12 protein-coding genes are annotated in these 13,495 nt (G+C 66.1%); 4 read left to right on the top strand and 8 right to left on the bottom strand.

The genetic code is table 11. The features are described 5' to 3' along the window. Positions 1-6 precede the first annotated feature (6 nt). From CEY08_RS19910 to CEY08_RS19935, 6 genes are read right to left on the bottom strand one after another with little or no spacing between them, the layout of a single operon-like run. Positions 7-2,178 carry an acetate--CoA ligase family protein gene (locus CEY08_RS19910; protein ID WP_232033799.1) on the bottom strand — a complete coding sequence of 724 codons (2,172 nt, stop codon included), beginning with the start codon at positions 2,176-2,178 and terminating at the stop codon, positions 7-9. Further along, the gene (locus tag CEY08_RS19915; RefSeq protein ID WP_063642735.1) at positions 2,139-2,636 is read right to left on the bottom strand and encodes a MaoC family dehydratase; all 498 of its coding nucleotides are present in this window, start codon (positions 2,634-2,636) and stop codon (positions 2,139-2,141) included. Before CEY08_RS19915 ends, CEY08_RS19910 begins: the two co-directional genes overlap by 40 nt. Then, on the bottom strand, positions 2,633-3,382 hold the full coding sequence (locus CEY08_RS19920; RefSeq protein WP_063642736.1) for an SDR family oxidoreductase: 750 nt from the start codon (positions 3,380-3,382) through the stop codon (positions 2,633-2,635). The genes CEY08_RS19915 and CEY08_RS19920 overlap by 4 nt, the downstream gene beginning before the upstream one ends. Positions 3,383-3,442: 60 nt before the next feature. Beyond that, positions 3,443-4,408: a Bug family tripartite tricarboxylate transporter substrate binding protein gene (locus CEY08_RS19925; protein WP_076815360.1), complete on the bottom strand. Its 966-nt coding sequence runs from the start codon at positions 4,406-4,408 to the stop codon at positions 3,443-3,445. Between the two features lie 28 nt (positions 4,409-4,436). Beyond that, entirely contained in the window at positions 4,437-5,900 is a 1,464-nt protein-coding gene (locus CEY08_RS19930) for an aldehyde dehydrogenase family protein (RefSeq protein ID WP_082884753.1), read from the bottom strand. An 11-nt stretch (positions 5,901-5,911) separates the two neighbouring features. After that, entirely contained in the window at positions 5,912-7,126 is a 1,215-nt protein-coding gene (locus CEY08_RS19935; RefSeq protein ID WP_076815362.1) for an iron-containing alcohol dehydrogenase family protein, read from the bottom strand. Between the two features lie 60 nt (positions 7,127-7,186). On the opposite strand from CEY08_RS19935, the gene CEY08_RS19940 reads away from it, so the two are divergent. The 4 genes from CEY08_RS19940 to CEY08_RS19955 all read left to right on the top strand — a co-directional run bounded on the left by CEY08_RS19940 (position 7,187) and on the right by CEY08_RS19955 (position 11,417). After that, the gene (locus CEY08_RS19940; RefSeq protein ID WP_063642739.1) at positions 7,187-8,008 is read left to right on the top strand and encodes an IclR family transcriptional regulator; all 822 of its coding nucleotides are present in this window, start codon (positions 7,187-7,189) and stop codon (positions 8,006-8,008) included. Continuing rightward, the gene (locus CEY08_RS19945) at positions 8,005-9,036 is read left to right on the top strand and encodes an NAD(P)H-dependent flavin oxidoreductase (RefSeq protein ID WP_084738599.1); all 1,032 of its coding nucleotides are present in this window, start codon (positions 8,005-8,007) and stop codon (positions 9,034-9,036) included. The genes CEY08_RS19940 and CEY08_RS19945 overlap by 4 nt, the downstream gene beginning before the upstream one ends. Positions 9,037-9,289: 253 nt before the next feature. Continuing rightward, on the top strand, positions 9,290-10,261 hold the full coding sequence (locus tag CEY08_RS19950; protein ID WP_076815364.1) for a Bug family tripartite tricarboxylate transporter substrate binding protein: 972 nt from the start codon (positions 9,290-9,292) through the stop codon (positions 10,259-10,261). Between the two features lie 4 nt (positions 10,262-10,265). Next, the gene (locus CEY08_RS19955; RefSeq protein ID WP_042795016.1) at positions 10,266-11,417 is read left to right on the top strand and encodes an acyl-CoA dehydrogenase family protein; all 1,152 of its coding nucleotides are present in this window, start codon (positions 10,266-10,268) and stop codon (positions 11,415-11,417) included. A 47-nt stretch (positions 11,418-11,464) separates the two neighbouring features. On the opposite strand, the gene CEY08_RS19960 is transcribed toward CEY08_RS19955, so the two are convergent. Beyond that, positions 11,465-12,403, bottom strand: a complete 939-nt coding sequence (locus CEY08_RS19960) for a VOC family protein (RefSeq protein WP_076815366.1) — start codon at positions 12,401-12,403, stop codon at positions 11,465-11,467. Positions 12,404-12,450: 47 nt separating this feature from the next. Beyond that, on the bottom strand, positions 12,451-13,437 hold the full coding sequence (locus CEY08_RS19965) for a Bug family tripartite tricarboxylate transporter substrate binding protein (protein ID WP_084738600.1): 987 nt from the start codon (positions 13,435-13,437) through the stop codon (positions 12,451-12,453). Positions 13,438-13,495: the final 58 nt, after the last annotated feature.

Below are 13,495 nucleotides of genomic sequence, written 5' to 3' on the forward strand. Positions count from 1 at the left end.
GGTCTGCTATTCAATGACGGCGTCCAGGGCCACCACGCCCCTGCCTTCGTCCAGCACGACCAGCGGGTTGACCTCCAGCGATTGCACGCCGTCTCCCAGGGCGCTGAACAAGGCGGCGATGCGCCGCACGGCGTCCACCAGAGCCTGCCTGTCGCGCGCCGGCAGGCCGCGATGGCTGGCCAGGCGCTTTGCAATGCGCGCCCGGTCAAGCGCGCGTTCGATCTGGGCGCGACTGGCAGGAAGATGGCAGCGCGCCACGTCGGCCTCCACCTCCACCCACACGCCTCCCGCGCCCACCGTCAGCACCGGACCGAAGACCTCGTCCCGATGCAGGCCCACCAGCATTTCCACGCCATCCACCACCATTTCCGACACGAGCACGCCGTGGATGGCCGCGGACGGCACCTTATGCCGCGCCGCATTCGAGAGGATGCGTTCAAAGGCGCCACGGACCTCGGTTTCATCGCGCAGCCCCAACTGCACTCCGCCGATCTCGCTCTTGTGCAGCACGCCGTCCGCCACCAGCTTCAGCGCCACGGGAAAGCCGATGGCACGCGCTGCGGCAGCCGCCGCGTCGGCGGTGGCTGCCTGGGATTCCCGCGGCGAACGCACTCCGTACTGGCCCAGCAGCGCCTTGGCCTGCGCCTCGTTGCAGGGGAACTGGATAGCGGGCGCCGCGACTGGCAGCCCCGCAGGCGGGGCATCCTGGGCGTCGTCCCGGCCCTGCTCCGCGTACCCGCTGACGCGCTTGAGCGCCAGCATTGCATTGCGCAAGCTGTAGAAAGGCGCGAAGCCCTCCTCGATGAGCAGATCGTGGGCCGGCCCGCGCCGGCTGCTCATCCAGACGGGCACGAAAGCCTTGGCGCCGCCTTGCGCAACGGCCAGCATGTTGCGCACCAGGCCCTCGGTGCTGGCCGAATAGTTGGAGGTAATGGGATAAAGCACCGCGTCAACGCCGGGATCCGCGAACAGCGGCGCCAGGCAGCGCCGGGCCAGGTCCGGATCCACCAGCGCCTTGGTGGTCAGGTCCACCGGATTGCTCAGGGCAGCATAGGCAGGCGCATGGCGCGCCATTTCAGCCACCGTGCCATCGGCCAGCACCGCCATGGCCAGGCCGGCTTCGCCCACCTTATCGGCGGACAACACGCCCGCGCCGCCCGACGACGAATACACGCAGATGTTGCGCAGGCTGCGCACCCCCACCCGCGACATCAGGCTGGCCACATCCAACAGCTCGTCCAGGTCCTCCACGCGGATGACGCCGTACTGCGAGAACACTGCATCGTTGACAGCATCTTCGCCCGCCAGCGATGCGGTGTGCGACTGCGCCGCCTTCTTGCCGAAATCCGAGCGGCCGATCTTCAACGCGATCAACGGCTTGCCCGCTCGGCGCGCGGCGGCCGCGGCCGCGATGAAACGGGGGCCGCTGCGTATGCCTTCCATGACTGCGCAGATCAGGTCGGTGCCGGGGTCCTGCGCCAGCCAATTGATGAAATCAGCGCTGTCGAGGTCCAGCTCATTGCCAGTGGAAAACCAGCGCGAAAAACACACGCCGCGCTCATTGCCCTGCATCAGCGACCGGCCCAGTCCGCCCCCTTGCGTCACCAGGCCGATGCGCGAGAGCCTGCCCGTCCTGCCGTCGTTGCGAAATTCAGTGGAGAAGGTCAGGCCCAGGCGTGGCGCCAACATGGTCATGCCCGCGCAGTTGGGCCCGTACAGGCGCATGCCGCTACCCTGGGCCACGGCCAGCATCTCGGCCTCGACCGTGCGCCCCGCGACGCCAAGCTCGGCGAACCCGCCCGTGAACACGATGACGTAGCGCACGCCCTTCTCTGCGCAGGCGCGCAGCGTGGCAACGGCGGACTCGGCCGGCACCAGCAGCAAGGCCACATCGATGCCCTGGACCGGCACCGCCGCCACGCTGGCGTGCAAGGGCTTGCCGAAAAGCTCTCCGCCCTTGGGATTGACCAGATGCACCTCGCCGTCGAAATCCGAATGCTCCAGCACGTTGACCACCGTGGTGTGGCCCAGCGTGCCCGGCGTGGTGGACGCGCCCACGATCATGACCGACCGCGGCTGCGTCAGCGCCACGAGATCGTCGAAACGGACGTCGGGATCGAACTGGGACGGACTCACGCTCATTTCGCCTCCTGCCGGCATTTCATCAGGGTGGTCCATTCCGACTCCACCACGATCTCGCCATTCTGGTTCTTGACCGTGCGCAGCATGGTCACGCGGCCCGTGCCGGGACGTTTCTGCGACAGCGCCTTTTCGCCGATGCTCAGTTCGACGTGGATGGTGTCGCCGATAAGCACAGGCTTACGCCACTGGCAACGCAGTTCCGTCAAGGCCAGGCGGGTACCATCCATCAAGCGGTACACGGGCATGCGAGTGGTCAGCCCCGAGGCGATGGCCAGGGTCAGCATGCCGTGGGCGGCGCGCTGGCCGAAGGGATGGCTGGCGGCGAACACCGCGTCCGTATGCAGCGCGTTGTAGTCGCCGGACAAGCCGGCAAATTGCACCACGTCGGCTTCGGTGACCGTGCGGCGCGGGCTTTCCCAGCACTGCCCGGAAGCCAGATCCTCGAAGTACAGGCGACGGCCCAGATGCTCGTCCAGATCGAATGGCGTGCTCATGCGTAGCGTCCTCCGGTTACGTGCACGGTCTCGCCCGTGGTGAAGCCGGCCAGCCGGGACGCCAGGAAGGCAACCGTGGCGGCCACGTCCGCGGGGTCTCCCAGGCGGCCGACCGGCGTGTTGGTCTTGGCGCGTTCGGTCAGCTCTTGGTAGTCGGGCCGCTTCTGCATGCGCGGAGTCGAAATGACGCCGGGGGCAACCGCATTGGCGGTAATGCCGAACTTGCCGGATTCCAGCGCCAGCGACCGCGTGAAGCCGATCAGGCCGGCCTTGGCGGCCGAATAATTGGTCTGCCCGGGATTGCCCAGGTGAGCGCGCGAAGCAATATTGATGACGCGGCCAAAGCGCTGTTCCATCATCAGCGGCAGGACCGCCCGCGAGCAATGGAAGGCCCCCTGCAGCGTCACGTCCAGCACCGCGTGCCAATCTTCCTCGGACATCTTGGTCAGATAGCGGTCGCGCGCGAAACCCGCGTTGTTGACCAGGATGTCGACCTTTTTCCAGCGCTCTACCGCCTGCTGCACGGCTTGGCCCACATCGTCCTTGTTCGTCACGTCGGCGCGCACGCCCAGCACCTGACCGCCCAGGGCCGACAATTCCTCGCAGGCGGATTCGATCGCCGCTTCATTGGCGTCGCACACCACCACGTTGCAGCCTTCCTGCACGAAGCGCCTGGCCATTGCCATGCCCAGCGTGCCCGCGCCGCCCGTAATGAATGCGGTGCAACCGTTCAATTCCAGATCCATGATGCCATTCCATTCAAGTTTCAATGTTCCTGCCGCGCGCGGCCCGGCTGGGCCCGGCGGTCAATCGACCTGCAACCGGGCTTGCTCCACCAGGGTCTTGGCGCCGGCTCTTTCCTTGGCCCAGAACGCCGCGAAGGCTTCCGGCGAGCTCCCCACCAAGGGCGTGTATATGCGTGCAAAGCGCTCCCGTACTTCCGGCATTTGCAGCGTTTCGCGCAGCGCAGCGGAGAACTTGTCGACGATGGGCTGGGGCGTCCCGGCCGGCATGACCACGGCCTGCCAGGTAGTCACCTTGAAGCCGGGCACGCCGGACTCGGCTACGGTCGGCACGTCCGGCATGTCGGACACGCGCTGGTCGCCGCTGACCGCCAGCGCGCGCAGGGTGCCTTCCTTGATGAAGGGTGCGGTGGTGGAGCGGCTGTCCACCATGAAGGACAAGCGTCCGGCGATCAGGTCCTGCAAAGCGGGCGCGCTGCCCTTGTAGGGCACGTGCGTCATGGGCGCGCCCAAGGCCAACGACAGCGCGGCGCCGGCCACGTGCATGGAGCTGCCATGGCCAGCCGATCCATACGACAGTCCTGAGTCCGGCTTCCTGGCGGCCTGCACCAGGTCCTCCATGGTCTGAAACGGCGACGACTTCGGCACCACCACGACCAGGGGCGAATCGGTCAATTGCGTCACCGGAACAAAAGCCTTGCCGGGATCGAGTTCCACTCCCTTGTAGAGATAGGTATTGATCGCCAGCGGCCCCACATTGGCCCACAGCGCGGTGTAGCCGTCAGGCTCGGCCGTGGCTACGGCCTGGTTGGCGATGTTGCCGTTGGCGCCCGGCTTGTAGATCGGCACCACCGGCTGTCCGAGCTTTTTCGAAAGCTCGTCCTGCACCATCTTGAAAGCGATGTCCGACGCGCCGCCCGGTGCAAAACCGATGACCATGCGGATGGGCCTGTCCGGCCACGCGGCATGCGCGGCCGCGGCCAGCATGCAGGCCGCGAAGCCCGAGGCCAGCTTGACGATGAATTTCATGTTGTCTCCGTTGCTAGCCGCTGACGCGCTAGATGGTGGTGTCGTACTTGACGTTCTTGAGTTGCGTGTTTTCGTAGATGGCTTCCAGCCCGCGTTCCTTGCCGATTCCGGACTGCTTGTAGCCGCCGAACGGCGCGTCGAACGACGTGCGCAGGCCGGTATTGATGGCGACGCTGCCCGACTGCAGGCCGCGCGCCATGCGCAGGGCCCGGCCCCCGTCGCGCGTGTACAGCACCGCGGCCAGGCCGTAGCGCGTGTCGTTGGCAATGCGCAGGGCCTCTGCCTCGTCGCGAAAGCCGATAAGGGACTGGACCGGGCCGAATATCTCGTCCTGCGCGCTTTGCATCCGCGCATGGGAGTTCAGCAGCAGCGTAGGCGGCACGAAATAGCCTCGGGCCGTATCGGCTTCCAGTTTCATCTGGCCGTAGCGCGCAGGTAGCGCGCCTTCTTCCGCCGCCAACCCCACGTACTTCTCGACCCGCTGTTTCTGCGCGGCGCTGACCAGGGGCCCCATCTCGGTGGCCGGGTCCGTGGGTGCACCGATGCGCACGGCGTCCAGGCGCTGCTGCAACAAGCCCAGGAACTCCTCGCGCACGGATTCCTGCACCAGCAACCGCGTGCAGGCAATGCACACCTGGCCGGAATTCTTGATGAGGTCCCCCGCGGCCACGGCGACCGCCTTGTCCAGCGGCGCGTCCTCGAACACGATCAGCGGTGACTTGCCGCCCAGTTCCAGCGTGACCCGCTTCACGTCGGCCGCCGCGGCCGCCTGGATGCGCGCTCCCGTCACCGTGCCTCCGGTAAACGAGACCCGCGACACCAGCGGATGGGTGACCAGCCGCTCGCCCACCGTGGCGCCCGGTCCGTTGACCACGTTGATGACCCCCGGCGGAAATCCCGCTTCCTCGAACAGCCGGGCCAATGCCATGCTGGATAGCGGCGTCACCTCCGACGGTTTGAGGATCACCGTATTGCCCGCGGCCAGTGCCGGGCCGAGCTTGTTGACCGTGAGGGTCATCGGATAATTCCACGGCATGATGAGCGCGCACACGCCCAGCGGCTCGCGGATCGTGAAATTGAGCACGTCGACGTTGCCCACGGGGATGGTCTCGCCGCGCAGGGCCGGGATGATGCCCGCGAAGTACTCCAGCGATGCCGGCATGCCCTTGAGCGAATCCAGCGAATGCGTGATGGGCTTGCCCACGTTCAGCGTTTCGATCCAGGCCAGTTTTTCTCGGTCACGCTCGAACAGCTCGGCCAGCCGCCGCAACAGCTTGCCGCGGTGGGCAGGCGTGGTGCGGCGCCAATGCGTTTCGTAGGCGGCGTGCGCGGCTTGCACCGCGGCGTCGACGTCGGCCGCCGACGCCTCATGCACGCGGGCAAGCACCTGCGCCGTTGCAGGATTGAAGGTATCGAACGTGCGGCCTTCGGCGCCTGCGCGCCAGCTTTCCCCGATCAGCAGATCATAGGGACGGGAATCAATGACATCCATGCGGGCGCTCCTTACGCGGCCATTTGCAGGTATAGGGATTGGATTTCTGCGGGCGCGAGGACCCTCGGATTGATGGGCATGGAAGCGCTCAGCATGGCTTGGCTTGCAAGCAAGCCAGCATCCTGTTCCGACAGCGTCAAATCCGCGAAACGCAGCGGAATACCCGCCAGCCGCGCCAGAGACTCGACCGCTTCGATCAGCGCCGTGGCGTCCTGGTGATCGTTGCCTGTGGCGGCGATACCCAGCGCGCGCGCGGCCGCGGCGTAGGGTGCGGCGGCGGTCTGCGCCGTATGGCGCGCCACCACGCTGAAGATCGGACCCAGTACTTCCGCATGCGCCATGTGGACGCGCGACTCCAATGGCGTGCACATGGCGTGCACGGCGTCCACCTTGCTCATGCCGATGGCCAGCCCCGCCATGTAGGCGCCCATCTGCATGTCGGCGCGCGCGCGCAGACTGTCCGGCGCGCGCAGCACGTCGGGCAGCGTCCGCATGCACAGGCGCAGTGCCTGCAGCGCCATCGCCTTGCCAACCGGCGATGGATCGGTATTGATCCACGCGCCCAGCGCATGCAGCACCGCGTCGAAGCCGCCTTGCGCTGTGGGGCGTGGCGGCAGGCTGAGCGTCAAGTCTGGCTGCAACGCCACCAGGGACGGCCGCGCGCGATTGGAACGGATCAGCCGTTTGCGTCCGTCGTCGCCCTGGATCAGCGCCGCCGAACTGCTTTCGCTGCCAGTGCCCGAGGTGGTGGGAACGGCAATAAAGAGAGGATCGGCCGCGTGGGCGGCGGCGGCCAGCCAGGCCTGTCCGCTGGGCTCCTGCAGGTCCTCGGCATCCAGTCCGCCCGCCAGGCAGGCGTAAACCGCCTTGGCCACGTCGATGGCGCTGCCGCCGCCGACGGCCATGACGGTGGCGCAACCCAACTCGCGGGCCGAGCGCAGCGCGGCCCGCACCTGCGCCATGGCGGGATTGGGCACTACCCCGTCATAGACGTGCCATTGCAGTCCTGGCACGGCCGCAAGCGCCGCCTCCACGCGAGTGCCCACCGCCCCCCAGGTGCCGGCGTCGGTCACCACGAGCGGTAGCCGCAGGCGCGTGCCGGCGGCACCCAAGGTCCGCGCCAGGGCATTGGCGCCCCAATGGCAAACGCCCGGCCAGGCCATCACGCCCTGGGCCTGGAGCGCACAATCCTGCTCACCGCTCACATCGTCCTCCTGATCTTGCATAATTTGCTATGCGAATTTATAATTCATTTAGTGAATTGATCATAAAAAAGGAGCTTGCCCGTGTCAAGAGCCTCATCCCGCGCGCCCAAGCAGGACGCCACCGAAGAATCCGCCGAACCCGACCGCCAATTCGTCACCGCGCTTGCTCGCGGGCTGGACATCCTTCGCTGCTTCAGCGCCGAACGGCGCATGCTGGGCACGACGGAATTGGCCCATCTGACCGGCCTGGCCCAGCCCACCGTCTGGCGCCTGTGCCATACCTTGCAGAAAACAGGGTTCCTTGCTGCCGTGCCCGGCAAGGACAAGCTGCAACTGGGCATCGCCGCCATTGCGCTGGGCGGCTCGGCGCTGGCAGGCCAAGAAGCGCTGGACGTCATCCGGCCCATGCTCCAGGCCTTGGCAGACCGCTATCAGGTGGCTGTGGCTCTGGGCCGGCGCGACGGCGACAGCATCGTCTACCTCCTGCGCTGCCAGGGGAACTCGCCCCTGCTGATGAACCTGCGCGTGGGTTCACGCATTCCGCTGTTCCACAGCGCGATCGGCTGGGCTTACCTGGCCTGCTGCTCGGCCGAGGAACGCGACGCGCTGCTGCAGGAAGCCCGCGCCTCCGGCAAAGCCGGAGACACGGCGGAACAGCAAGCCATCGCGGATGCCATCGCGCTGTACCCCGAACGCGGCTTCGTCTATCACGAGCGTCCCGCCTATCAGATCAACACAGTCGCCGCCGCGATCGACCTGCCCGCCGGCGAACGCTATGTCGTCAGTTGCGGCGGTCCCGCGGCGCTGCTGCCCCGCGCACTGATGCTCGATGAAGCCGGCCCTACGCTGCAGCAGCTGGCGCGCGAACTCCAACCCATACTGCTGATGGGGAGGCATGTGTGACGCCGCCCCTCGCGCCGGCCCGCGTGCCCGCCATTCCCCAAAGCTGGCCCACCCGCATCACGGAATTGATGGGCATACGTTGGCCCTTGCTGCTTGGCGGCATGATGTGGCTGTCCGATGCGCGCCTGGTAGCGGCCATGGTGCGCGCTGGAGGCATGGGATTCATTACCGCGCGCAGTTCGCGCACGGATGAAGATTTCAGGCAGGCGCTGCGCGACTGCGCCGCGCTGACGGACGGCCTGCCCTTCGGCGTCAATCTCACGCTGTCGCGCCGCGCCGCCCGCAATGACGCCATGCTTACCCGCCTGCGCATCGCGCTCGACGAAGGCGTACGCCTCTTCGAAACGGCGGGGCTGCCGCCCGCTCCCTTGCTACCCGCCATACGCGAGGCCGGCGCCATCGTCATCCACAAATGCGCGCACGTGCGCCATGCCGTCGCCGCGCAGAACATGGGCGTGGACGCGATCACCCTTGTCGGCATGGAAGAAGGCGGCCACCCCGGCAGCAACCAGCTGCCAACTTTCCTCAACGGCGCCTACGCCCTTGAACAGCTGCACATTCCGCTGGCGCTGGGCGGCGGCATCGGGCATGGGCGGCAGATCGCCGCGGCATTGGCACTGGGCGCCGATGCGGTGGTCATGGGCAGCGTCTTCACGCCAGCCCAGGAAACGCCTGCGCATGACGCCTATAAGCAACGGGTGGTCGCCACCAACGAACACGGCACTCGCACCGTGCTTGGCGGCCTGGGCGACACCTGGCGCATCCTCGACAACGAAAACGCCCGCAAAGTCGCCGCCCTGGAACAGGCGGGCGCGAACAGCTATGCGGACTTCGGCGAGCTGATCAGCGGCGAACGCACTCAGGCGCTTGCCTATCAAGCTGGCCTGCACGAAGAAGGCATGCTGTCGATGGGCCCCGCGGTGGGCTTTGCGCGCTGCATCGAGCCCGTGGAAAGCATCGTGCGGCGGCTGCAGCAGGAATGCATGCAGGCCAGCGCGCGCTTCCGGCGCATGGTCGATTCCGCCTGAAGCTTCCCGCGCCAGCGGCGTCCTTCCCCCTCTCATCCCTGCCCCGCCCCCAAAGCGCGGCAGGGATTTTTCATTGCCGCGTAACGCGCGCTCTCTCGCCAATTCACAACCCTTATTGCGGCGTGAAAACCGGCGCAGTATTATCAATTCATTAAACGAATTATTAATTCGTTATGCGAATTACAAACGGACCAGGCAAGAGTCCGTCCCGCGCGTCGCGAGCGCGTTCAATCCAAAAAAACAGGAGACAGGAATGGAGTTCAGCAAGATGGTTGCGGCAGTTCTGCTGGCCGCGGGCTTCGCAACGGCGGCCTCCGCCGCGGAATGGCCGGACAAGCCGATACGCGCGGTGATCGGGTTTGCGCCAGGAGGACCTTCGGATATCGCGTTCAAAATGATGCAGGACGAGCTCAGCAAGAAGCTGGGCCAGCCCGTCATCCCGGAATACAAGCCTGGCGCCAACGGCAATCTGTCGCTGCTGGCCGTGGCCAGCGCTCCCGCCGACGGCTACACCATCCTCTGGACCAATGCGGCCACCATCGCCGTCAATCAGTACCTGTACAAGGACCTGAAGGTCGATCCCGCCCAGGCCTTCGCGCCCGTCGCCCAACTGACGGATTCGCCCCTGGTGGTCGTGGTACCCAAGGATTCGCCCTACAAGACCATGGCGGACCTGATCGCGGCCATCAAGGCGGACAAGCAGGCCACGCTGACCTATGGCTCACCCGGTTACGGCAGTTCGGCGCACACCGCGGCGTCCTCCCTCGCGCTGGCCCTGAACACCAAGCTCACGCACGTGCCGTACAAAGGCAGCGCGCCCGCGCTGCAAGACCTGATCGCCGGACGGCTGACGTTCATGATCGACAGCCGCTCCAGCTCCCTCCCCTACATCAAAGACGGCATGCTGCGGCCCCTGGCCGTCAGTGGCGCCACCCGCGTCAAGGATCTGCCAGACCTGCCCACCATCGCCGAATCCGGCGTGCCCGGCTTCAAGGTCACCACCTGGCAGGCGGTGGTCGTCCCCACCGGCACGCCCAAGCCCATCATTGACAAGCTCGCGCGCGCCCTCGAAGACACGGCCGCCATGCCGATCGTGCAGGAACGCTTCGAACGCATCGCCACGCCGCTGGTCAGCAGTTCGCCCGAGGCGTTCGCCAAGTTCTGGGCGGAGCATCGCGAGGCCACCCGAGACCTGGTGGAACGCGCCAATCTGAAGATGGAGTAAGGGCATGAGCAACATTGACCTGACGCCAGAACAAGAAGCGCTGCGGGACAGCATCCGCCGCTTCATGCAGGCGGAAGTCGTGCCCATCGTGGCGCAGCACGAGAAGGCGCGGACGTTTCCGTTCGACCTGATGCCCAAGCTGGCGGAACTTGGCTACCTGGGCGGCAACCTGCCGGAAGAGGAAGGCGGGCACGGCATAGACATGCCGACGTGGGCCATGATGATGGAAGAGCTGGGATACCACTGGCTCTCCTTGCGCACCATCGTCAACATCACCAACGGCTCCATCAAGCGCCTGGCCGCGCACGGAACGCCCGCGCAAAAGGAGAAGTACCTGAAGCCGCTCATGGCCGGCCGCCTCAAGGCCTGCACCGGGCTGACGGAACCGAATACCGGCTCCAATATCGCCGGCATCCAGACCCGGGCCGAGCTGGTCGGCGACGAATGGGTCATCAACGGCCGCAAGCTATGGATCACCAATGGCTGCGACGCGGATTTCGTCATGGTGGTTGCGCGCAGCTTCAGCCCTACCTGCGAAGGCAAGCTGTCTACATTCATCGTCGAACGCGCGCTTGCCAACTATGACGTCCGCAAGCTCGACACCATGGTGCTGCGCTGCACCGGCACTGCCGAGTTGGGTTTCACGGATGTGCGCATCCCGAAGGAAAACCTGGTCGGCGTTGAGGGCGCGGCGCTCTCCGGCACGCTCAAGGGCCTGGACGCCGCGCGGCTGAACATCGCCATGGGCGCCGTTGGCGCGGCGCAGGCAGCGCTGGATCTGTCCACCGACTACGCCAGGCAGCGCGAGCAGTTCGGCCGCCCCATCGGCAGCTTCCAGCTCGTGCAAAAGCATATCGTCGACATGACGGTTCGCGTCGAAGCGGCGCGCGCCCTGGGCATGCGCGCCGCCCACGCGCTGCAAGCCGGCAAGGACGTGCGCCAGGCCTGCTCCATCGCCAAACTCTACGCAACCGAAGCCGCCCACGAAGTGGCAAACATGGCGTTGCAAGTGCATGGCGGCCTGGGCTATTCGGAGGAGTATCCGATCGAACGCATCTTCCGCGACACCCGCGGCGGCATGATTCCGGAAGGCACGACGGAGATCCAGACCCTGATCGCCGGACGCGAGATCCTGGGCATGAACGCCATCAGCTAGGCGGCGGACGCGGCTGCCATCCCCGTTCGGGAGCGCAGCCGCGTTGCTCAGGCATCCCCCTCGTAATTGACGATAAAGTCCGACGGCAATGCCGGGCCCCACACGTACAACGAATCCTCCGGCGGATAATCTCCCGACGGCCACTGCTGCCCTTCGGCGATGTAGTCGATGTCGTATGAATACTCCGCGTAGCTGCCCCAAGGATCGCGCACATAACGGAAGTAGTTGGAGCCCAGTACATGGCGGCCCACCCCCCAGCCCTCCGCGTAACCCGCCGCCCCCATCTGCTCCATGCCCAGTCCCACCGCATCGATGGACGACACGCACCAGCTGCTGTGATGCAGGCCCAGGCCATGGGATTTGGCCAGCGCGATCAGATGATGGTCGCTGCCGTGCGGACTGTGAATGAAGGCGATCACATCGCCCGAAATGTCCGACACACGCAGGCCGAGCGCGTCGACGTAGAACCGGGTCGCGCCGACCACGTCGGCGCTGAACAGCAAGATGTGCGACAGGTACAGCGGCTTGACCTGGCGCACCTGGCTGCGCGCAGGCGCGCGGCCGGCGTTGCCGCTGGCCTGGCGCGGTTCTTGCGGCGCGGGAGCCGATGGCGAGGACTTGCGGGCGATCCGCAGCTGCAAGGCCAGCCCGTCGGGAGCCTCGATCCAGAGCCCGCCGGGATCGGCGCCCGGCGGCGCGGCGATGCGCGCAATGCCCTGGCTGTCCAGGTGCGCGGCGAAGCGCTCCGCGTCGCTGGCGTGGATCCCCATGCTTAGCCACAGGAGGCGTTTGCGGTCCCCTTGCCGGATACGCGCCCAGCGTTGCGGATGACCATGGGTGTAAAGCGCCAGGTATTCGCCTTCATCCCGCACATCCAGGCCGAAGTTCGAATAGAAGCGCCTGGCCTCTTCGATATCGGGAACGCTGAACACGAACTCATCCACCGAGTGCACGGCGAGCGGCGCTGTCTGCGCATTCGATTGCATGTCTGTCTCCAGGAATCTTGTTCTGTTTTGGCCCGCATGCCCTGCATTTACTGCTCGACGGCTACTTTCCGCGCCAGGCCTTCATACAGGGCCGTCTCCGTTGCATAGAAGTCGCGCAGGTCCGCCAGAGTATTCTGCGCGGCCAGCTCCATTCCGGTCGAAACAACATACTCGCGAAACGCTGCGTCTTCCATGGCCTGGACGATCGCGCGGTTAAGGCTGGCGACAGTCGCATCCGGCGTCTTGGCCGGCACCAGGAAGGCTATCCAGGTCCCGTACACGAAATCCCGCAGCTTTACGCTGGACGCCGAGAGGGACGGAACTTGCGGCAACTTTGGGCTCGGCGAGGCGCCAGTCGTGCCGTAGGCCCGTATGCGCCCCGACTCGATCAGGTCCAGCGTCGAGCCGCCCAGGGGCAGGAAGCTCAACTCTATCTGTCCGCCCATCAGATCCTGCGTGACCGGCGGCACACCGCGATAGACGACATGATTAAGTTTGAATTCACTTTGCCGCGCCCATTGCTCCCCCAATAGGTGAATCATCGAACCCGGGCCGATATGGCCGAAGTTCAGCCCCTTGTCCCCCTGGTTCCGCGCGAGCTGGGTCAGTTCATCGAGGTTCCTGGCCGCAAGCGCATTGCTACCGGTCAGGATGTAGGGCAGGCGCGCCACCACCGCCACGGCGCGCAGGTTTTCGGCCCGATACTTCACATGCTGCATCGTGGCAGGCGTCAGGATGGGTTCGGTCTGGGACGCGATCAACAACATGCGCCCATCCGCCGGCGCGTTCAGCACCCGTTGCGTGCCGATCGAGCCGCCCGCCCCAGGTTGATTCTCCACAATGACGGTTCTGCCCAGCGCGGCCTGCAGCAGCGGCTGCAGCTTGCGAGCGACACCATCCGTGGGATTGCCCACCGGTTGTGGAACGACAATGGAAACAGGCGGCGCGTCGGCCTGCGCGTGCCCAGGAGTGAACGCCAGGACGCCGATCAGGGACTGCAGACATGCGGCAACGCCGCTAAGCAACGCTCTCATTGCTGGCCTTTCTGGTTGGACTCGTTGGACGGTGAGACGCCGCCGGCGATCAGTGTCC

The sequence above is a fragment of the Achromobacter insolitus genome, from assembly GCF_002209555.1.
In the GTDB taxonomy this organism is placed as follows: domain Bacteria; phylum Pseudomonadota; class Gammaproteobacteria; order Burkholderiales; family Burkholderiaceae_B; genus Achromobacter; species Achromobacter insolitus.